Genomic DNA, 18,712 nt, shown 5'->3' with positions numbered 1-18,712 from the left:
GGGGTGGGCCGACCGCCCCCCCCCCGCTGTCCGTCACCCTTCCCCCTGGCACCGGGCACCCCGCGGGCCGGATCAGGCTCCGGTCGGCGTTCCCCGGCCCGGCCCGAGACATTGCGGCCGGCCCGATGAGCCGCGACCAGCCCCAGCCGCACGACGACGATCAGGATCCGGCCCGGACCAGGATCCCCTCGAACAGGATCGCCAGGATGGCGTCGGCCACGGTGTCGGCGGCATCGCGATCGGGGCGGTACCAGTCGACCAGCGAGTTGATCATCCCGTAGATCAGCCGCGCCAGGTGCCGCGGGCTGAGATCACGGCGGACCGCACCCTCGCTCTGCGCATATGCGACGCGAGCCTCCATCTCCTTGGTGAGGCCGCGCCGCCGCTCCTGCGCGGCCAGCTCGACCTCGCTGTTGCCGCGCAACCGCAGCAGCAGCGTCACGTACGGTCGTTCCTCCACCAGCGCGCGGACGCTGCCGCGGATCAACACCTCGAGCCGGGTACGGGCCGGGCCCTCGGTCGTCCGGGCATCCTCGACCACCTGGTCCAACCGGGTCAGGGCGCGGTCCAGCGACAGCGAGAGCAGCTCCTCCTTGGACTTCACATGGTGGTAGATCGCCGACTTCGTGATGCCGAGCGCCTCGGCGAGCATGCCCATCGAGGTGGCGTCGTAGCCGTGCTGGTTGAACACGTCGACACAGACACCCAGCAGTGTCTCCTGGTCGTACCCGGGCCTGCCCCGGCGGGCCCCGTTCGTCCGGGCCTCGTCGCGCACCGGCTGCGCCATGTCGTCACCTTCCTCGATCGTCCGGTCGTACGCCGCATGCCCGCCGGGAACCGTGTTGCCGGCGGACGGCGGACCACCTGAACCGCTGAATTGAACCACCGGGCCCCGCCACCGGGTGGTGGCGGGGCCCTGTGATGCGTCCGGATCCGTCCGTCGGAGGACGGGCTCAGACCTTGCCGTGCTGGGGCGCCTCGGGGCGGAGGTCGTAGAGGCGCTTCATCTTCCCCTCCGACCGTGGCAGCGACCCGGGCTCGACGACCACCACGTTCGCCGTCGACCCGATCCGCACCTTGATGTCGCGCTGCAGGCGCCGCCCGGCGGCGAAGGCCTCGTCCACCGTGAACTGTGAGCGGGGCTCGACCTTGACGGTGAGCTCGTCCATCCGGCCCGGGCGGGTGATCTCGAGGATGAACTGGGGGCTGAGCTCCGGCTGCTCCAGGGCGAGCTCCTCGACCTGCGACGGGAACATGTTCACCCCTCGCAGGATGATCATGTCGTCGGAGCGGCCGAAGATCCGCGCCATCCGGCGGTGTCCCGGCCGAACGCTGCCGGGCATCAGCCGGGTCAGGTCCCGGGTGCGGTACCGGATGATCGGCAGGGCCTGCTTGGTCAGTGAGGTGAACACGAGTTCGCCGGCCTCGCCGTCGTCCAGCGCCGCGCCGGACCCGGGGTCGACGATCTCGGGCAGGAAGACGTCCTCCCAGATGTGCGAACCGTCCCGGGTGTCGGCGGACTCACCCGCCACCCCGGGGCCGAGCACCTCCGACAGGCCGTAGATGTCACAGGCCGAGATGCCGAACAGATCCTCGATCTCCAGGCGCATCGACTCGGACCACGGCTCGGCTCCGAGCACGGCGGTGCGCAGCGAGGTGTCGCGCGGATCGATGCCCTTGCGTTTCATCGCATCACCGATGGTCAGCAGGTACGTCGGGGTGGCGAGGATGGCCGCCGGCCTGAAGTCCTGGATGATCTGGATCTGCCGGTCGGTCTGCCCGCCGGACATCGGGATCACCGAGCAGCCGAGCTTCTCCGCCCCGTAGTGGGCGCCCAGACCGCCGGTGAAGAGCCCGTAGCCGTACGCGTTGTGGACGAGGTCGCCGGGCCGGATGCCGGAGATCCGGAAGCACCTGGCCGTGATGGCGCCCCACACCTCCAGATCCTCCTGGGTGTAGGCGACGACAGTCGGCTGTCCGGTGGTGCCCGAGGAAGCGTGGACCCGCCGGACCTGGTTCATCGGCACGGCCAACGTCCCGAACGGATAGTTGGCCCGGAGGAACTGCTTGTCGGTGAGCGGGAAGTGTCGGATGTCCTCGAGTTCCCGCAGATCGCTGGGGTGCACGCCAGCGGCGTCGTACAGGTCGCGGTAGGCCTTGACGTTGTCGTACGCGTGGTGCAGCGTCCATTGCAGACGGCTGAGCTGCAGCGAGCGGATCTGCTCGCGGCCCATCCGCTCCTCGGCATCCAGTTGGCTGGGGTCCAGCGGGGACGGCGATTTCACCGGCGCGGGAATGGGGTTCATATCAGGCTCCCTTGCTCTGATCGAAACGGTTGGGGATCGTCCGGCAGCGTCCGCGGAACTCGGCGACGACCGCGTCGCCCGAGGTGATCCGGATGTCGTAGAGGCCGCTGCGCGGCCCCTGGAAGCAGACCTGCCCACGAGCGACGAGCTCGGCACCGGCGGGCACCGAGCGGATGAACTCGATGTCGGCCCCTTGGGCCACGGTGATGGTCGACCCGTCGGCATCGGGGTCGTTGCAGGCCAGGGCGAAGCAGGTGTCGGCGAAGGCGAAGAGCATCCCACCGTGCGCCATGCCGAATCCGTTGAGCATCTCGTCACGGACGACCATCCGGGTCTCGGCGGTGCCGCGACCGGCGCGGATCACCTCGATCCCCAGCCAGGCACTCGCCCTGTCGTCCCGCAGCACCGGATGCTGATCCATGGTTGTGATCTGTGTGGACATCGTTGTGACCTATCTCACTTCCCGAACGAATGGTCAGTAGGTTTTCCCACCAGCAGCACTTCTGTCAACCCCCGGCTTCTGCATGACGGCACCGTCGAAAACCCTCTTGACGCTGTGACTCTCGACACATATTGTTACCGAACGATCAGTCAGTTAATCCAGAGACTGACAGCCCGACCTCGAGGACGAGGGAGCCACCATGACCGTGACCGACAACTCACCCACTGCGGTCGCCCCGGCGGCCGACGATCGCGCCGGCCAGGAGTACTTCGACCGCGTCATCGCGGAGGACTCCCGGATCGAGCCGCGCGACTGGATGCCGGACGGGTACCGCCGGACCCTGACCCGCCAGATCTCCCAGCACGCGCACTCCGAGATCATCGGGATGCAGCCCGAGGCGAACTGGATCACCCGGGCGCCCTCGCTCAAGCGCAAGGCGATCCTGATGGCGAAGGTCCAGGACGAGGCAGGCCACGGGCTCTACCTCTACTCCGCCGCCGAGACCCTCGGCACCCCTCGTCAGGAGCTCAACGCCGCCCTCCTGGAGGGACGCGCGAAGTACTCATCGATCTTCAACTACCCCGCCCGTACCTGGGCCGACATGGGCGCGATCGGCTGGCTCGTCGACGGGGCCGCGATCGCCAACCAGGTCCCGCTGTGCCGCTGCTCGTACGGCCCGTACGGCCGGGCCATGGTCCGGGTCTGCAAGGAGGAATCGTTCCACCAGCGTCAGGGCTGGGAGATCCTGCACACCCTCTCGCACGGCACCGCGGCCCAGAAGCGGATGGCCCAGGACGCCGTCGACCGCCTCTACGCACCGGCCCTGATGATGTTCGGCCCGCCCGACACGACGTCCTCCCACTCGGACCAGAGCATCGCCTGGAACATCAAGCGCTTCTCCAACGACGAGCTGCGCCAGCGCTTCGTCGACATGATCGTGCCCCAGGCCGAGGCGCTCGGCCTGACCCTGCCCGACCCCGACCTGCGGTGGAACGAGGCACGCGGCCACTACGACTTCGGCCCGCTCGACTGGGACGAGTTCTGGGCCGTCGTCAAGGGCCGGGGGCCGCTGAACGCCCAGCGGATGCAGCGGCGCCGCGAGGCGCACGCCGAAGGCGCCTGGGTCCGCGAGGCGTCCCTGGCGTACGCGGCCAAGCACACCACCACGACCACCACCCTGATCGGAGACTGACCCATGACCGACGCCCCGTCCCCCGACGCCCTCACCGGGCCGGCCACCGATCGGACCGACTGGCCGCTGTGGGAGGTCTTCATCCGCAGCAACCGCGGCCTCGCGCACGTCCACGCCGGCTCGCTGCACGCACCCGACGCCACGATGGCGGTCCGCAACGCCCGCGACCTCTACACCCGTCGCAACGAGGGCACCTCCGTGTGGGTCGTCCCGTCCGAGGCGATCGCTGCGTCCGATCCCGACGCCAAGGGCGGCTACTTCGAGTCCCCGCAGGGCAAGTCCTACCGCCACGCCACCTACTACACGACCAGCGAAGGGGTGCCTCACCTATGAGTTACGCGACCACGGACTCCGCGACCCGGCAGAGTGTCGGCACGGCCATCACACCGGAGGAGATCGCCGAAGGCCTGCAGGACGACCGCGCCGCCTCCTCCGACACGGCGCGGTACGCCATGGGCCTGGGCGACGACGCCCTGATCCTGGCCCAACGCCTCGGCTGGTGGACCTCCCGCGCACCCGAGATGGAGGAGGACATCGCGCTGGGCAACATCGCGCTGGACCTGCTCGGTCACGCCCGCTTCCTGCTGACGTACGCCGGCTCGGCCGACGGCCGCAGCGAGGACGACCTCGCCTACTTCCGCCCCGAGGAGGAGTTCCGCTCCTGCCGGCTGGTCGAACAGCCCAACGGCGACTTCGCCCACACCATCGCCCGCGGACTGCTCTTCTCCCAGTACGCCTTCCTGCTCCACCGCGAGCTGACGTCCTCCTCCGACAGCGTCCTCGGGGCGATCGCCGACAAGGCGCTGAAGGAGATCACCTACCACCGCGACCACGCGACCCAGTGGACCCTGCGGCTGGGCGACGGCACCGAGGAGTCGCACGCCCGCATGCAGGCCGGCCTGGACCACATGTGGCCGTACGTCGAGGAGCTCTTCACCGACGAGGAGCTGCACGACCGGCTCGCGGGCATCGCAGTCCGCCCGTCGACCCTGCGCGCCGAGTTCGACCGGCATCTGGCCGCCGTGCTCGCCGAGGCCACCCTCGCCGTGCCGGACGTCCCGCCGGCGATGCCGTACGGCGGTATCCGCAGCGGAGCGGCCAGCGAGCACCGCGGATACATCCTGGCCGAGATGCAGTCCCTGGCGCGCCAGCACCCCGGCGCCAGCTGGTGAGTCGGACGGCCCCGATGAACGACGCCGATCCGATCACGCCCCCTCCGCACACCACCGCGGACGCCGGCGACACGACCCGTACCGGTCGGCCCGAGCAGCCGGCGGCCGCCGCGATCCGGGACCTGCTGGACGCCGTGTGCGACCCGGAGATCCCGGTGCTGACCATCGCCGACCTCGGCATCCTCCGCAGCGTCCGGGTGGACCCGGACGGGCGCAACCCGGTGGTGACGATCACGCCGACGTACTCCGGTTGCCCGGCGATGGACACCATCACCCGCGACATCCGGACCGTCCTGGCCCGGCACGGGTACCCGGACGCGACGGTCCGGACGGTCCTGCTACCGGCCTGGACGACGGACTGGATGACCGACACGGGCAGGGCCAAGCTCGAGGCGTACGGCATCGCCCCGCCGAGTGGCCGGGCCACCGTCCGCGGCGGCACCGTCCCGCTCACCCTTTCGGTGCGCTGTCCCCGCTGCGGCTCGACCGACACCCGGGAGATGTCGCACTTCGGCTCCACCTCCTGCAAGGCGCTGTGGGTCTGCCAGGCATGCGCCGAACCCTTCGACCACTTCAAGGTGCACTGATGACCGACACGACCACCGAACCCCTGACCCCCACCGGGACCGAGACCGGCACCCGCCGCCGGGCGACCTTCAACACGCTGGAGGTGGCACAGGTCCGCCGGCTCACCGACAACGCCGTCGAAGTGAGCTTCGCGGTGCCGGCGGAGCTGGCCGACTGCTACAACTACCTGCCCGGTCAGTACGTCGCCCTGCGCGCCACCATCGACGGCAAGGACGTGCGTCGCTCCTACTCGCTGTGCAGCGAACCGATCCGTGGCGAGATCCGCGTCGGCATCAAGAAGGATCTCGGCGGGGTCTTCTCCACCTGGGCGAACGAGACGCTGCAGCCCGGGGACCGGCTGGAGGTGATGAACCCCCAGGGCACCTTCATCTCCCGGCACGCCCTGTCCAGTCTCAACGACGCCGAGACCCTCGCCGGCGAGCAGGTCGAGGCCGATCCCGGCCTGCACCTGGCCGCGATCGCGGCCGGCTCGGGCATCACGCCCGTGCTCGCCATCACCCGTGCCGTGCTGGCCGGCTCGGACCACACCAGCGTCGAACTCGTCTACGCGAACAAGGCCGCCCAGGACGTGATGTTCGTCGAGGAGATCGGCGACCTCAAGGACCGCTACCCGGCACGGTTCGCCGTGCACCACGTCCTCTCCCGCGAGCAGCGCGTCAATCCGCTGATGAGCGGTCGGATCGATGCGGACAAGCTCCAGCAGATCCTCGACAACGTGATCGGCACCGCGCGCATCGACGAGTGGTTCCTCTGCGGCCCGTTCGAGCTGGTCCAGCTGTGCCGCGACACCCTGCACGCGTACGACGTGGCAGATGAGGACGTACGCTTCGAGCTCTTCAGCACCGGGCGACCCGAGCAGCAGCAGGGCGATCACGGCCGGCCCGTCGTCGCGGATCCCTTGGGCGACAACGTCACGATCCGCGTCCGGCTGGACGGCACGTCGACCGAGATCGAGTCCCCCAAACATGCCCGCGAGACCGTCCTGAACGCGGCGCTCCGGGCCCGCCCCGATGTCCCGTTCGCCTGCGCCGGCGGCGTCTGCGGGACCTGCCGGGCCAAGGTGACCGAGGGCGACTTCGTGATGGACGAGAACTATGCCCTGGAGAAGGACGAGATCGAGCGCGGCTACGTGCTGACCTGCCAGACGCACCCCACGGGCGACCGCCTCTGCGTCGACTTCGACGCCTGACATCCGCCCGCCCACCCTGAGCATCCGAGCCCCTGAGGAAGAACCGCCATGTCCATGATCGAGCTGTCGATCGATGACGCCGTCGCCGAGATCGTCCTGAATGCCCCGCACCGCCTGAACGCCCTCGACGAGGCTGCGCTCACCGACCTGGCCGCCGCGTACGATGCCGCAGCGGCGGCCGGGGTCCGGGCCCTGCTGCTGCGGGGGGCGGGTCGGGGATTCTGCGCCGGCCGTGACATCGCCCGGGTCGATCCCGCCGAGGACGACGCGTACGGGTACCTGGCCGGAGCCGTCACCCCGCTGCTGCGGAAGATGGCCGACTTCCCGGCCCCCACCTTCGCCGCGGTGCACGGCGCCTGTCTGGGCGTCGGACTGGGCCTGGCGATCGCCACCGACGTCGTGTACGTCGCCGACGAGGCCAAGCTCGGCTCGCCGTTCGCCGGTCTCGGCGCGACCCTCGACTCGGGCGGTCACTGGCTGTTCACCGAACGGCTCGGACCGCACCGGGCACTCGACCTGATCTACAGCGCCGAGTTCATGTCCGGCAGCGAGGCGGTCGCCGCCGGGCTGTTCAGTCGCGCCCTGCCGACCGAGGAGCTGCTCGACTTCAGCCGCCGCCGGGCACGCCGTGCGGCCGAGGGCGCCACCGGCGCGTTCCTTGCCTCCCGCGAGCTGGTGGCCGGCATCCGCGACCGCCGGATCGGCCTGTGGGAGTCCGTCGAGGCCGAGAACGTGGCACAGGGCCGGCTCTGCTCGAGCGCGGACTACCTGGAGGGCTTCCGGGCCTTCCAGGAGAAGCGGCGGCCGGTCTTCACCGGGCGCTGAGTTCCTGGACACTGCCCCGGCGACGTTCCTGGACACTGCCCCGGCGACGTTCCTGCTTGCGGTTCGCGCCAGACTGGGCCCGTGGACACCATCGCCTCGATCCTGCACCGCGCCCTGATCGGCCAGCCGCTGCCCGCTCCCGCGGTGGTGCTGGGCCTGGGGGCCGCCGCGCTGGTGCTGGTCGGCTTCCGGCCGCTGTGGCGGACCACCCGGATGCTGGTGACCATCACCCACGAGGCGGGTCACGCGGTGGTCGGCCGGCTGTGCGGCCGGCAGCTGGAGGGCATCAAGCTCAATGCCGACACCTCCGGGGTGACGATCACCCGCGGCCGGCCGCAGGGGCCGGGCATGGTCGCCACCCTGACCGCCGGCTACACCGCCCCGGCCGTGGTGGGCGTCGGCGCGGCGGCCGTCCTCGGCACCGGCCGGGCCACGGCGCTGCTGTGGGCCTTCCTGGTCGTCCTGGCGCTGATGCTGCTGGCAATCCGCAACCTGTACGGACTGCTGGTGATCCTCGTGCTGGGCGGTCTGCTCGGCGCGGCGACGTGGTACCTGCCGGTGCAGTTCCAGGGCTGGTTGGCCTATCTGCTGTGCTGGGTGCTGCTGCTCGGAGCCGTACGCCCCACCCTGGAGCTCGTCGGGTCGCGGGACCCGGGCTCCGACTCCGCCCAGCTGGCCCGCCTCACCCATGTGCCCCAGGTGCTGTGGACCGGGCTCTTCCTGCTGGTGGCCCTCGCCGGGCTCACCCTCGGCGGCTGGATGCTGCTCGGCGCCACCGGCTTGGTCACGCCGCTGATGCAGCTAGGCTCGACCGCATGAGCGAAATCCCCGAGATCGACCCGCCCGAGGGTCCCGCGCCCACCGAGCTGCAGATCGTCGACGAGATCGTCGGTGAAGGTGCCGAGGCCAAGGCCGGTGACACCGTCGACGTCCACTACGTGGGCGTGGCGTTCTCCTCCGGCGAGGAGTTCGACTCCTCCTACCGCCGCGGCACCCCGCTGGCCTTCCGGCTCGGCGTCGGCCAGGTCATCCAGGGCTGGGACCAGGGTGTCCAGGGCATGAAGGTCGGTGGCCGCCGCAAGCTGGTCATCCCGCCGCACCTGGCGTACGGCGACCGCGGCGCCGGCGGCGTCATCCAGCCCGGCGAGACCCTGATCTTCGTCTGCGACCTGGTCAACGTCCGCTGACCTGACCTGACCTGACCCACCCACCCGAAACCGAACGGGCCCGACACCCCGGAACGGCTCGACACCGGAACGGGCCCGATACCGGTCCGACACCGAACAATGGCTGGCCCGACCCCTGGTCGGGCCAGCCATTGTTCTCGGTCAGATCGGCCGGCTCAGCTGACAGTCACCCAGTCAGTGGTCACTCAGCTGGTCGTCACATGCACGTGGTCCATGTGGTTGGCGGTCGCCGAACCGCGGTCCGCCATCGGACGCCAGCCCTCCGAGGAACGCTGGGTGGTCCAGATCTTCTGCTGGTAGATCACCTCGGTGATGCCCAGCTTCGAGGCATTGGCACGCATGTAGGCGGCGATCTCCGAGCCCTGCGCGCCGGTGACCATGATGTCCACCGCGTGCCCGGTGCCGTGCGGCCCGGGATCCCCGGCGCGGGAGCCGCCGTACGTCGTGACGTACGGGAACGCCGCACAGCTGGCCTGGTGGACGCGCTCGGCATTGGTGCCCAGCCAACCGCTGGACTTGGGGCAGTTCGCCGCCGACCCCGAGGCCACGGACGTGCCGGCGGTCGCCCTGGTGGTCGGCGTCGCGGTGGCGGTCGCCTTGCTGGGAGCCGCGGTCGGGCTCGGTGCTGCGGACGCGGTGGCAGTGGCCATTGCCGAGGCGCTGGGGGTCTGCGAGGCGGGCAACAGTCGCTGCTCGGAGCGACTGACCGCCCCCATCTCACGCATCGAGATGTCCTGGGGGATCGCCGCGGGCACGGCCTCGAGAGTCCCGGTGTTGTGGTCCGAGGCGACGATGACGCCGACAGTGCCGACAGCCACGGCGGTGGCGGCCACACCCGGCACCAGCAGACGCTTCATCCGCGAGGCGGTGGTCAGCTCCAACGGCTCGTCGGGGTCGATGATCGCCCGGGCCGGGCGCGGATCAACGGTGTCGCGGACAGAGTCCCAAGGGTGGCGCGGAGCCGCGCGGCGGGCCTGGGTCACGGGCCATGCCTTCCGGTCGAGGATGGAGACGGGTCTGAAGACTGAGACGATCCTAAGGGCGACCGGCGAAATATCACAAATCGGTCACACCCACTCTCAATCTGTGGATAACCTGTCAGTCCGGAGCCCCGGACCATGATCGAAACGCTCGAAACGGCCGACGAACCGGGAGCCGAGCTGTCAGGATCGGAGGAACAACACACCGCCTCTCGGCCATCGAGGGCCCGGGGGCGCACCACCGCTACAAAGGAGTAGAGGATGGCCACGGACTGGATCGCCGACGTCAAGAAGTACGCTCCCGACGCCGATGACGCTGTGCTGCAGAACCTGCTCAGCACCTACCGCCTGGTGCTGAGCCACGCCGACAGTGCGCTGGTGTCGTTCAGCGACCCCGAGGAGCGCCGGACGGTGCGCGAGAGCTTCCTCAAGAAGAAGCTGGGGCTGACCGAGGACGACGAGACCCTCGACGCCGCGATCAAGGAGGTCGGCGCCAGGATGAAGGACGGCACCCGCAACGGACGTCTCGCCGTCTACTACCTGCTCGCGGAGAGGTTCGGCAAGCTCGACGTCTTCCGCTGAGCCGGGGTCGGCGGCCCGCCCACGCTGCCGGCTCCGGGTCGGGCCTGACGCTGCCGGCACCGACTCCGCTCCGGGCCCGACGCTGCCGGGCCCGGGTCGGGTGCGCCGCTCAGTCCATCCGGGCGAACGACTCGGTCAGCACGACCGGCTCGCCGGCCTCGTCGCTGGCGCGCAGGTGGACGGTCGCCAGGATCGACCAGTCGTGGTTGCCCGCCGGATCGTCGATGATCTGGCGGGCCTGCCAGACGCCCTGCTCCGGCTTCTCCTCGACCAGGAGCAGGGCGGGCCCGCGGGCGGCCGGCCCGTCGCCCAGCGTCTCGTGCTCGTCCCAGTAGTCGCCGAGCGCGTCCTCCCACTCCGACGTCCCGAGCGGGGCGTGCTCGCCCAGCAGACCGGCGGCGTACGCGTCGAGCTCGGCGAGCCGGGCGAAGCGGTCGTCGGCCGCCAGCCGGACCCGCTGGAACATCGCGTTGCGCACCATCACCCGGAAGGCGCGCGCATTGCCGGTGATCGGCCGGGTCGGCGCCAGCTGCTCCCCCGCCGCGACCCGCGCGGCCGCCTCGGCGACCGCCGCGGGGTCGGTCAGCGCCTCCCACTCGTCCAGGAGTGACGAGTCGGTCTGCCGGACGGTCTCGCCGAGCCATTCGAGCAGGTCGTCGAAGTCGTCGTTCCGGCGCGCCTCGGGCACGGTCTGGCGCAGCGTACGGTACGCGTCCGACAGGTAGCGCAGCACCAGCCCCTCGCTGCGGGCCACCCCGTAGTGGCTGACGAACTCGGTGAAGGTCTGGCCCCGCTCGTACATGTCGCGGACGACGGACTTGGGCGACAGCTGGTCGGCCGACACCCATGGATGGGTCTGCGCGAAGATGCCCAGTGCGGGCTCCAGCAGCTCGGCGAGCGGCTGCGGCCAGGTGATGTCCTCGACCAGCCGCATCCGCTCGTCGTACTCGATGCCGTCGGCCTTCATCTCCGCGATCGCCTCGCCGCGGGCCTTGTGCTGCTGCTCGAACAGCACCGGGAACGGGTCGTCGAGGATCGCCTCGATGATCGACACCAGGTCGAGGACGTACGTCACCGACTCCGGGTCGAGCAGGTCGAGGGCGGCCAGCGCGAACGGGGCGAGCGGCTGGTTCAGGGCGAAGTCGTCCTGCAGTTCGGGAGCGATCTCGTACGTCCGCCCGGTCGGGTCGGGGGTGGGCAGCCGGACCAGCACGCCCGACTCGAGCAGCCCGCGGGTGAGGTGGATCGCCCGCCGGACCAGGCGGCGCCTGCCCCGTTCGTCCTCGTGGCAGCCGAGCAGCAGGTCGCGCATGTTGGAGAACGGGTCGCCGCGGCGGGCGACGACGTTGAGGATCATCGCCTCGTTCACCCGCATCCGCGACACCAGCGGCTCGGGGGCGGCCGTCTTCAGCCGCTCGAACGTCTCCTCGGTCCACGAGATGAAGCCGTCCGGGGCCTTCTTGCGGACCACCTTGCGGCGCTTCTTCGGGTCGTCGCCGGCCTTGGCCAGCGCCCGCTCGTTCTCGATCACGTGCTCGGGCGCCTGACAGATGACGTGCCCCGAGGTGTCGAAGCCGGCCCGGCCGGCCCGGCCGGCGATCTGGTGGAACTCCCGGGCCTTGAGCAGCCGGTGGCGGGTGCCGTCGAACTTCGTCAGCCCGGTGAAGACGACGGTCCGGATCGGCACGTTGATCCCGACGCCGAGGGTGTCGGTGCCACAGATCACCTTGAGCAGGCCGGCCTGGGCGAGCTGCTCGACCAGCCGGCGGTAGCGCGGGAGCATCCCGGCGTGGTGCACGCCGATCCCGGCACGGACCAGCTTCGACAGGGTCCGCCCGAAGCCGGCATGGAAGCGGAAGGCGCCGATCTCCGCCGCGATCCGGTCCTTCTCCTGACGCGAGGTGAGCTTGGCCGACAGCAGTGCCTGGGCGGTCTCCAGCGCCGACTTCTGGGTGAAGTGGACGACGTACGCCGGCGCCTGGTGGGTGGTGACGAGCTCCTCGAGCAGCTCGTGCATCGGGTCGAGCGACCAGGCGTACGACAACGGGACAGGGCGTTCGGCGTCGTCCACCACGGCGGTCGCCCGGCCGGTGCGCTCGGTGAGGTCGCGCTGGAAGAAGGTGACGTCACCCAGGGTCGCCGACATCAGCAGGAACTGCGCCTGCGGCAGGCAGAGCAGCGGCACCTGCCAGGCCCAGCCGCGGTCGGGCTCGGCGTAGTAGTGGAACTCGTCCATCACCACCTGGGAGATGTCGGCCCACCTGCCCTCGCGCAGGGCGATGTTGGCGAGCACCTCGGCGGTGCAGGCGATGATCGGGGCGTCGGGGTTGACCGAGGCGTCGCCGGTGAGCATGCCGACGTTCTCGGCACCGAAGATCTCGCACAGCGCGAAGAATTTCTCCGAGACCAGCGCCTTGATCGGGGCGGTGTAGAAGCTGACCCCGTCCTGGGCGAGCGCCGCGAACTGCGCCGCGGTGGCGACCAGGGTCTTGCCGGAGCCGGTCGGCGTGGCGAGGATCACATTGTTGCCGGAGAAGAGCTCGATCGCTGACTCGTCCTGGTGCGGGTAGAAGGTGATGCCGCGCTCCTCCGCCCACCCGGTGAAGGCTTCGTAGAGGGAGTCCGGATCGGGGTTGGCGGGAATCACGTCGGTCAGCATCATCACCAGCATCCTCTCAGCTCGCGGACACCTCCGGCTCCAGGGTTGCCCGGCGGACCGCCGCCCTCGTGGTCCGGTGCCGTCGTGGTCCGGTGCCGTCGTCGCCCGGTGCCGTCGTGGTCCGGTGCCGTCGCGGATCGCGACGAGCGGGGTGACCACGGGCGCTCTCTGCACCCCGCCGATCAGGTCCGACGTCCTGATCCGGGATCGGGACGTACGGCGACGCCCCGTCGGCATGGCACAATGACGGCCGGACGACCCGACCGGCCGGCCCCCACCAGCCGAACACGGAGGAGACGGGCCGGACGAGGCGGGCCGGACGGACAACAGACGGGCCGGACGCGACGTGACGGGCCGGAGACGGCATGACAGGGATCGGACACGGGTAAGGAGAGCGATGGGACAGGCACTGCGACTCCTCGGCGCGTCGGCGGCCCTCGGTGTGGTCAGCCTCGGCATCACCGCAGCGGCTGTGCCGGCATCCGCCGACCCGGGCGAGCACAACCGCGACAACCACTCGCGCCACGACCCCCACTGGGCCGACCGTCTGCTGCCGGCAGCACCCCCGGCGGACATCACGTCCGACAGCAGCGCCACGACGCCGTCGGACGCCGCCAGCGCGTCACCATCGCCACTGCCGACGATCACCCTGCCGGCCCAGACCGGCTATCAGAGCGCCGTCGCGACACCGTCCCCGACGGACTCGCCGACCGCGTCGCCCTCGCCCAGCCTGCCGCCCGGGTTCGCCGCGACCGACGTGGGCGCACTGTCCGCTTCGGGCACCACCCTGGCCGGCACCGGCGGCACCTGGCTCGCCCTCGGCGTGGTCGGCGGCGCCGCCATCGGTGCGGGCGGCATGCTGGCCGTGCGGCGGCGCTGACCCCACCCGTCGCCACCCCGTACGGCTCGACACTGGCCCCACCCGTACGGCCCGGCGCTGCGGCCCGGGCACAGACGACACCGGCCGGGTGCCTGCGCGTGGGCCCGGACGACGCCGGCCGGGCGGCGTCAGCGGCGGGCGCCGGACTCGAACTTCCGCAGCCGCATCGAGTTCGTCACCACGAACACCGACGACAACGACATCGCCAGCCCGGAGATCAGCGGGTTGAGCAGGCCCGCCGCCGCGAGCGGGATCGCCGCCACGTTGTAGGCGAAGGCCCAGACCAGGTTGCCGCGGATCGTCCGGAGCGTACGCCGCGACAGGGCGATGGCGTCCGGGATCACGTCGAGGCTCTTGCGGACCAGGATGATGTCGGCCGACTTCATCGCCACGTCGGTGCCGGTGACGACGGCCAGGCCCAGGTTGGCCGTCGCGAGTGCCGCGGCGTCGTTGATGCCGTCCCCGACCATGGCGACCCGCCGGCCGTCGGCCTGCAGCCGCTCGACGGTGGCGGCCTTGTCGGTCGGCAGCACCTCGGCGATCACCTCGTCCACCCCGACGGCGTCACCGACCGCCCGGGCGGCCCGTTCATGATCGCCGGTGAGCAGGACCGTACGCAGCCCCATCGCCTTCAGCCGGGCCACCGCGCCGGGCGCGGACTCCTTGATCCGGTCACTGACGACGAACGCCCCGGCGACCCGCCCGTCGAGCGCGAGCACCACCCCGGTCCGGCCGTCCTCCGCGGCCCGGTCGAGCGCCTCGGCGATGTCAGCGGGCAGCGCGGCCGCCAGGTCGGCCATCAGCGCGGGCGCGCCGATGTGCACCTCCGTCGTCACCTCACCGTGCACCAGACGGGCATGGGCACCCAGTCCGGGCAGCGCGTCGGCCTCGACGATCTCGCCGAAGGGCACCCGGTCCGGCGGCTCGTCCGCTTCACTGCCCGCGGTGGGCCGGTCGGGCTCGTCCGCTTCAGCGCCTGCGGCCGGCTGGGCGCCTGCGGCCGGCTGGGCACCTACGGCTGACTGGGCGCCGGCGGCCGGCTCGGCCGCTTCCACGATCGCGCGGGCGATCGGGTGCTCGGAGTGCCGCTCCACGGCCGCGGCGAGGGCCAGCAGCTCCGCCTCGTCGGTGAGCGGTCCGCCCGCGGCCAGGACCGTACGTTCCAGCGACATCCGGCCGGTGGTGAGGGTGCCGGTCTTGTCCAGCACGACGGTGTCGATGGCTCCGCTGGCCTCCAGCGCGTCGGGCCCCTTGATCAGGATGCCCAGCTGGCCGCCGCGGCCGACGCCGACCATCAGGGCAGTCGGGGTGGCGAGGCCGAGGGCGCAGGGGCAGGCGATGATCAGCACCGACAGCGCGGCACTGAACGAGGTGCGCGGTCCTGCGCCGGACAGCAGCCAGGCGGCCAGGGTCACCAGCGCGATGCCGATCACGGTCGGGACGAACACCGCCACCACCTTGTCGACCAGGGTCTGGACCCGCGCCTTGCGGGCCTGCGCCTGGTCGGCGGTCGCCGCCATCTGGGCCAGCTGGGTGTGGGCACCGACCTGCCGGGCCTCGATGATCAATGCGCCGGTGGTATTGATGGTGCCCCCGAGCACCCGGTCGCCCTCGGCGACCTGCTCGGGGATCGGCTCACCGGTCATCATCGAGGTGTCGACGGCCGAGTGCCCCACGCAGACGGTGCCGTCGGTGGCGATCCGCTCGCCCGGCCGGACCAGGAACCGTTCCCCGACCCGCAGCTCCCCCAGCGGGACGACGACATCGCGGCCGTCGCGGATCACCCGGACGGTCGTCGGGGCCAGGTCGCCCAGCGCGCTGAGCACGCTGCGGGCGGACCGTTTGGAGCGGGCCTCGAAGTAGCGCCCGGCGAGCAGGAAGGTGGTGACCGCGGCGGCCACCTCGAGGTAGAGCGAGTCGGCGCCGGACGGGGTGATGCCGTAGCCGAGCCAATAGCCGGACTGGTCCGGGGCACCGAGGATGATCGAGATGACCGACCAGCTGAACGCGGCGAGGACACCGAGGGAGACCAGCGTGTCCATGCTGGTCGAGCCGTGCCGCAGATTGCGCCAGGCGGCCTTGTGGAACGGCAGCGCGGCCCAGAAGACGACCGGCAGCGACAGCGCGACCAGCAGCCACTCCCAACCCGGGAACCGCATCCGCGGGGTGAGGGCCAGCACGATCGCCACATCCCCCAGCGGCACGGTGAGGAACGCCGCGACGATCAGCCGGTTGCGCAGCATCCGCACCCGGTCGTCGGCCGCGGTGGACTCCTCGCCCTCGCGGACCTCCGCGGCGCCGTACCCGGCCTTCTCGACGGTCGCGATCGCCTCCTCGGCCCGGGCCGGATCCAGACCGGTGACGACCGCCCGTTCGGTGGCGTAGTTGACGGTGGCGCGGACACCGTCCATCTTGTTGAGCTTCCGCTCGATCCGGTTGGCGCAGGCCGCGCAGGTCATCCCGGAGATGTCGAGCTCGAACCGTTGCTCCAGGCCCCGGTACGTGGGCACGGTGTCGACGCTCGCAGGATCAAGGGTCGCAGGCTCGACGCTCGCGGGGTCGAGGGTCACAGGGTCGACGCCACTGGTTTCGGTGCTCACCGCGACAGCTTCCGTTCGTCCATCCGGCGCTCCCGGTCGCGCTGTGCGAGCTCGGCGAGCATGTCGTTGTACGCATCGAACGAGTCGTCCAGCCCGGTGTCCTGGGCCCGGTCGAGCCGCTTGGCCTCGCGGGAATCAGCCTGGAACCACTGGATGCTGAGCGCCAGGATGACGATCAGCAGCGGGACCTCCCCGACGATCCAGGTGATCTGCCCCGCAATCACCTGGTCGGCCAGCAGATCGGGGATCCACGGGACGTCGATCGCCCGGTAGAACGGCTCGCCGATCAGCTGGGAGGCCTGCAGGATGAAGACCGCGAACAGCGCGTGGAACGGCATCACGCCGATCACCAGGGCCAGCCGGCCCATGTGCGGCAGGTTGGTCCACTTGTCGACGCCGGCGACCATGTCGAAGAACAGGTAGCCGGTGAGCATGAACCACAGCAGCATCAGCTGGTGGGCCCAGTGGTACCGCATCAGCCACGGGAAGATCGGGGTCAGGTAGACCAGGAACAACGAGCTGGCGTACAGCACCCAGACCACCAGCGGGTTGAGCACCCGGCGCAGCGGGCGGTAGTCGTGCAGGGCGACGGTGACGTCGCGAGGGCCGAGCATCTGGCCCTTCGGGTGCGGCCGGCCGGCCGCCTGCACCAGCGAGATCGGCCCACCGAGCAGGCAGAGGACCGGGACCAGCATGTTCACGGTCATGTGGACCAGCATGTGCCAGGAGTACTGGACGGTGGAGTACTCCCACAGCCCGGCGGTGGCGAGGTACAGCACCAGCACCCAGCCCAGGGTCCAGAACAGCGTCCGGACGATCGGCCAGTGGCCACCCTTGGCGTGGACCCGGAGCACGCCCCAGTAGTACGCGCCGAGGGCGAGCACGGTCAGCCCCACCCAGAGCAGGTTGGGCCGGCCCAGGGCGGCGATCCGGGCCGCGGTGGACGGCAGGTCGACCTGGTAGCCGAGGTAGTTGACCTGGATCGACTGCGGGATGAGGAACCGGGGTGAGGGGATGTGGTTCTCGGCCGTCCGCAGGGTGACGTACGCGATGCCGATCAGCACGTCGCGCAGCGCCGAGCGGGCGGCGATCGCCGGGGTGGTCCGGGCCGGGTCGGCCTCGCCGCGCAGCCACCGCCACAGCCAGCTGACCGCCAGCAGGGCGAGGGTGACGAAGATGCCGACCGTCACCAGGCCGTACGCGCTGGCGGTGATCGGGTGGCCGGCGAGCTGCTGCCAGGCGACGACGGCGTGACCGGCGACGGTCACCAGGAGCAGCAGCGGCACGACCTTCTGGTAGCGGCGCAGCCGGTTCACCGCGGTGGTCACCGAGTCGGGCGCGGTGAGGTCGTTCGCCCGCAGCACCACGGCCACCGCGGCGGCGCCGAGCGGCGCCCAGGCCAGCGACAGCCAGATGGCGGAGTCGGTGGCCCAGTCGTGGTTCTGGCCGACCGAGACGTTGCCGGTCGCGGTGACGAAGGTGGTCGCCAGGGTGCCGGCGAGGAAGAGGAGCAGGTAGGCGGCGTACGACCGGGAGGTGTAGGCCACGATGACGATGACGAGCGCCACCAGCATCGAGACGAACCAGGCCAGCGCGGCGGTGGTGCTGGTGATGAAGTCCCACCAGGTGCCGGGCGTCAGTGCGTACGCCAGGGGCACGCCGTTGACGTACGCGCCGTTGGCCGCGGTCTGCACCAGACTGGCCCAGAACCACAGCTGGGCGGCGCGGCCGACCCAGTGCCGCAGCCGGTCGCCGACCGGGGTGAGGTGGTAGGTGCCGGCGACCGGGGTGAAGCCGATGATGGCCATCAGGCCACCGAGGGTGGCCAGAGTCGCGAGCCGGGCGGCGAGGTCGCCGAGCCCGGACACGTAGCCGGTGAACGGGTCGGTCTCGGGGCGGGCCGGCAGCGGTGGCTGCCCCGCGAGGTGGCGCATCACCAGCCAGATCCCGACGACGCCGGCGAGGACCGTGATCCCGAGGGCCACCCTGGCGCCGGCGCCGAGGGCCGCCCCACGGGTCGGGGCTGCCGGGGCGTCCGGGACGCTCGGGGGCGGAGAGAGGCGGGAATCGGACACGGTTTCCCTTTCTGGTCGAGCTCCGCAACAGGCTA

17 protein-coding genes are annotated in these 18,712 nt (G+C 71.0%); 10 read left to right on the top strand and 7 right to left on the bottom strand.

Annotation, left to right across the window (positions count from 1 at the left end; translation table 11 throughout):
* Positions 1-160: 160 nt before the first annotated feature.
* The 3 genes from VB059_RS02640 to VB059_RS02630 form a co-directional block, all read right to left on the bottom strand.
* Positions 161-787 (bottom strand): TetR/AcrR family transcriptional regulator, encoded by a 627-nt coding sequence (locus VB059_RS02640; protein WP_323420477.1) that lies wholly within the window; start codon positions 785-787, stop codon positions 161-163.
* Between the two features lie 166 nt (positions 788-953).
* Positions 954-2,306, bottom strand: a complete 1,353-nt coding sequence (locus VB059_RS02635) for an AMP-binding protein (RefSeq protein ID WP_323420476.1) — start codon at positions 2,304-2,306, stop codon at positions 954-956.
* A gap of 1 nt (position 2,307) precedes the next feature.
* Positions 2,308-2,748: a hotdog fold thioesterase gene (locus VB059_RS02630; protein ID WP_323420475.1), complete on the bottom strand. Its 441-nt coding sequence runs from the start codon at positions 2,746-2,748 to the stop codon at positions 2,308-2,310.
* A 199-nt stretch (positions 2,749-2,947) separates the two neighbouring features.
* Between VB059_RS02630 and paaA the strand changes: the two genes are divergently transcribed.
* The 8 genes from paaA to VB059_RS02590 all read left to right on the top strand — a co-directional run bounded on the left by paaA (position 2,948) and on the right by VB059_RS02590 (position 8,901).
* On the top strand, positions 2,948-3,940 hold the full coding sequence (paaA, locus tag VB059_RS02625; RefSeq protein WP_323420474.1) for a 1,2-phenylacetyl-CoA epoxidase subunit PaaA: 993 nt from the start codon (positions 2,948-2,950) through the stop codon (positions 3,938-3,940).
* Positions 3,941-3,943: 3 nt separating this feature from the next.
* Positions 3,944-4,273 carry a 1,2-phenylacetyl-CoA epoxidase subunit PaaB gene (gene paaB, locus VB059_RS02620; protein WP_323420473.1) on the top strand — a complete coding sequence of 110 codons (330 nt, stop codon included), beginning with the start codon at positions 3,944-3,946 and terminating at the stop codon, positions 4,271-4,273.
* On the top strand, positions 4,270-5,112 hold the full coding sequence (gene paaC, locus VB059_RS02615) for a 1,2-phenylacetyl-CoA epoxidase subunit PaaC (RefSeq protein ID WP_323420472.1): 843 nt from the start codon (positions 4,270-4,272) through the stop codon (positions 5,110-5,112). The genes paaB and paaC overlap by 4 nt, the downstream gene beginning before the upstream one ends.
* A 14-nt stretch (positions 5,113-5,126) precedes the next feature.
* On the top strand, positions 5,127-5,699 hold the full coding sequence (gene paaD / locus VB059_RS02610) for a 1,2-phenylacetyl-CoA epoxidase subunit PaaD (RefSeq protein ID WP_323420471.1): 573 nt from the start codon (positions 5,127-5,129) through the stop codon (positions 5,697-5,699).
* Positions 5,699-6,889: a 1,2-phenylacetyl-CoA epoxidase subunit PaaE gene (gene paaE, locus VB059_RS02605; RefSeq protein WP_323420470.1), complete on the top strand. Its 1,191-nt coding sequence runs from the start codon at positions 5,699-5,701 to the stop codon at positions 6,887-6,889. Before paaD ends, paaE begins: the two co-directional genes overlap by 1 nt.
* Before the next feature lie 48 nt (positions 6,890-6,937).
* Entirely contained in the window at positions 6,938-7,714 is a 777-nt protein-coding gene (locus VB059_RS02600) for an enoyl-CoA hydratase/isomerase family protein (RefSeq protein WP_323420469.1), read from the top strand.
* Between the two features lie 81 nt (positions 7,715-7,795).
* Complete coding sequence (locus VB059_RS02595; protein ID WP_323420468.1) at positions 7,796-8,533, top strand: M50 family metallopeptidase; 738 nt, start codon at positions 7,796-7,798, stop codon at positions 8,531-8,533.
* Entirely contained in the window at positions 8,530-8,901 is a 372-nt protein-coding gene (locus tag VB059_RS02590) for an FKBP-type peptidyl-prolyl cis-trans isomerase (RefSeq protein WP_323420467.1), read from the top strand. The genes VB059_RS02595 and VB059_RS02590 overlap by 4 nt, the downstream gene beginning before the upstream one ends.
* A gap of 185 nt (positions 8,902-9,086) precedes the next feature.
* Here the strand turns inward: VB059_RS02590 and VB059_RS02585 are convergent, their stop codons facing one another.
* Positions 9,087-9,884 (bottom strand): hypothetical protein, encoded by a 798-nt coding sequence (locus VB059_RS02585; RefSeq protein WP_323420466.1) that lies wholly within the window; start codon positions 9,882-9,884, stop codon positions 9,087-9,089.
* Between the two features lie 258 nt (positions 9,885-10,142).
* On the opposite strand from VB059_RS02585, the gene VB059_RS02580 reads away from it, so the two are divergent.
* Positions 10,143-10,463 (top strand): DUF2853 family protein, encoded by a 321-nt coding sequence (locus tag VB059_RS02580; RefSeq protein ID WP_323420465.1) that lies wholly within the window; start codon positions 10,143-10,145, stop codon positions 10,461-10,463.
* 109 nt (positions 10,464-10,572) lie between these two features.
* On the opposite strand, the gene VB059_RS02575 is transcribed toward VB059_RS02580, so the two are convergent.
* Positions 10,573-13,125: a DEAD/DEAH box helicase gene (locus VB059_RS02575; protein ID WP_323420464.1), complete on the bottom strand. Its 2,553-nt coding sequence runs from the start codon at positions 13,123-13,125 to the stop codon at positions 10,573-10,575.
* Between the two features lie 394 nt (positions 13,126-13,519).
* Between VB059_RS02575 and VB059_RS02570 the strand changes: the two genes are divergently transcribed.
* Entirely contained in the window at positions 13,520-14,002 is a 483-nt protein-coding gene (locus tag VB059_RS02570) for a hypothetical protein (RefSeq protein WP_323420463.1), read from the top strand.
* Positions 14,003-14,130: 128 nt separating this feature from the next.
* Here the strand turns inward: VB059_RS02570 and VB059_RS02565 are convergent, their stop codons facing one another.
* Positions 14,131-16,512 carry a heavy metal translocating P-type ATPase gene (locus VB059_RS02565; RefSeq protein WP_323420500.1) on the bottom strand — a complete coding sequence of 794 codons (2,382 nt, stop codon included), beginning with the start codon at positions 16,510-16,512 and terminating at the stop codon, positions 14,131-14,133.
* Positions 16,513-16,598: 86 nt separating this feature from the next.
* On the bottom strand, positions 16,599-18,677 hold the full coding sequence (locus VB059_RS02560; RefSeq protein ID WP_323420462.1) for a cytochrome c oxidase assembly protein: 2,079 nt from the start codon (positions 18,675-18,677) through the stop codon (positions 16,599-16,601).
* Between the last annotated feature and the right edge of the window lie 35 nt (positions 18,678-18,712).

It is taken from the genome of Raineyella sp. (genome assembly GCF_034933565.1).
Classification (GTDB): Bacteria; Actinomycetota; Actinomycetes; order Propionibacteriales; family Propionibacteriaceae; genus Raineyella.
This window is presented reverse-complemented; position numbering and strand designations above follow the sequence as displayed.

Excerpts from the sequence above, each read along its gene's own strand:
- VB059_RS02640 (WP_323420477.1), bottom strand. The coding sequence starts at position 787 with ATGGCGCAGCCGGTGCGCGACGAGGCCCGGACGAACGGGGCCCGCCGG.
- VB059_RS02635 (WP_323420476.1), bottom strand. The coding sequence starts at position 2,306 with ATGAACCCCATTCCCGCGCCGGTGAAATCGCCGTCCCCGCTGGACCCC.
- VB059_RS02630 (WP_323420475.1), bottom strand. The coding sequence starts at position 2,748 with ATGTCCACACAGATCACAACCATGGATCAGCATCCGGTGCTGCGGGAC.
- paaA (WP_323420474.1), top strand. The coding sequence starts at position 2,948 with ATGACCGTGACCGACAACTCACCCACTGCGGTCGCCCCGGCGGCCGAC.
- paaB (WP_323420473.1), top strand. The coding sequence starts at position 3,944 with ATGACCGACGCCCCGTCCCCCGACGCCCTCACCGGGCCGGCCACCGAT.
- paaC (WP_323420472.1), top strand. The coding sequence starts at position 4,270 with ATGAGTTACGCGACCACGGACTCCGCGACCCGGCAGAGTGTCGGCACG.
- paaD (WP_323420471.1), top strand. The coding sequence starts at position 5,127 with ATGAACGACGCCGATCCGATCACGCCCCCTCCGCACACCACCGCGGAC.
- paaE (WP_323420470.1), top strand. The coding sequence starts at position 5,699 with ATGACCGACACGACCACCGAACCCCTGACCCCCACCGGGACCGAGACC.
- VB059_RS02600 (WP_323420469.1), top strand. The coding sequence starts at position 6,938 with ATGTCCATGATCGAGCTGTCGATCGATGACGCCGTCGCCGAGATCGTC.
- VB059_RS02590 (WP_323420467.1), top strand. The coding sequence starts at position 8,530 with ATGAGCGAAATCCCCGAGATCGACCCGCCCGAGGGTCCCGCGCCCACC.
- VB059_RS02580 (WP_323420465.1), top strand. The coding sequence starts at position 10,143 with ATGGCCACGGACTGGATCGCCGACGTCAAGAAGTACGCTCCCGACGCC.
- VB059_RS02575 (WP_323420464.1), bottom strand. The coding sequence starts at position 13,125 with ATGATGCTGACCGACGTGATTCCCGCCAACCCCGATCCGGACTCCCTC.
- VB059_RS02570 (WP_323420463.1), top strand. The coding sequence starts at position 13,520 with ATGGGACAGGCACTGCGACTCCTCGGCGCGTCGGCGGCCCTCGGTGTG.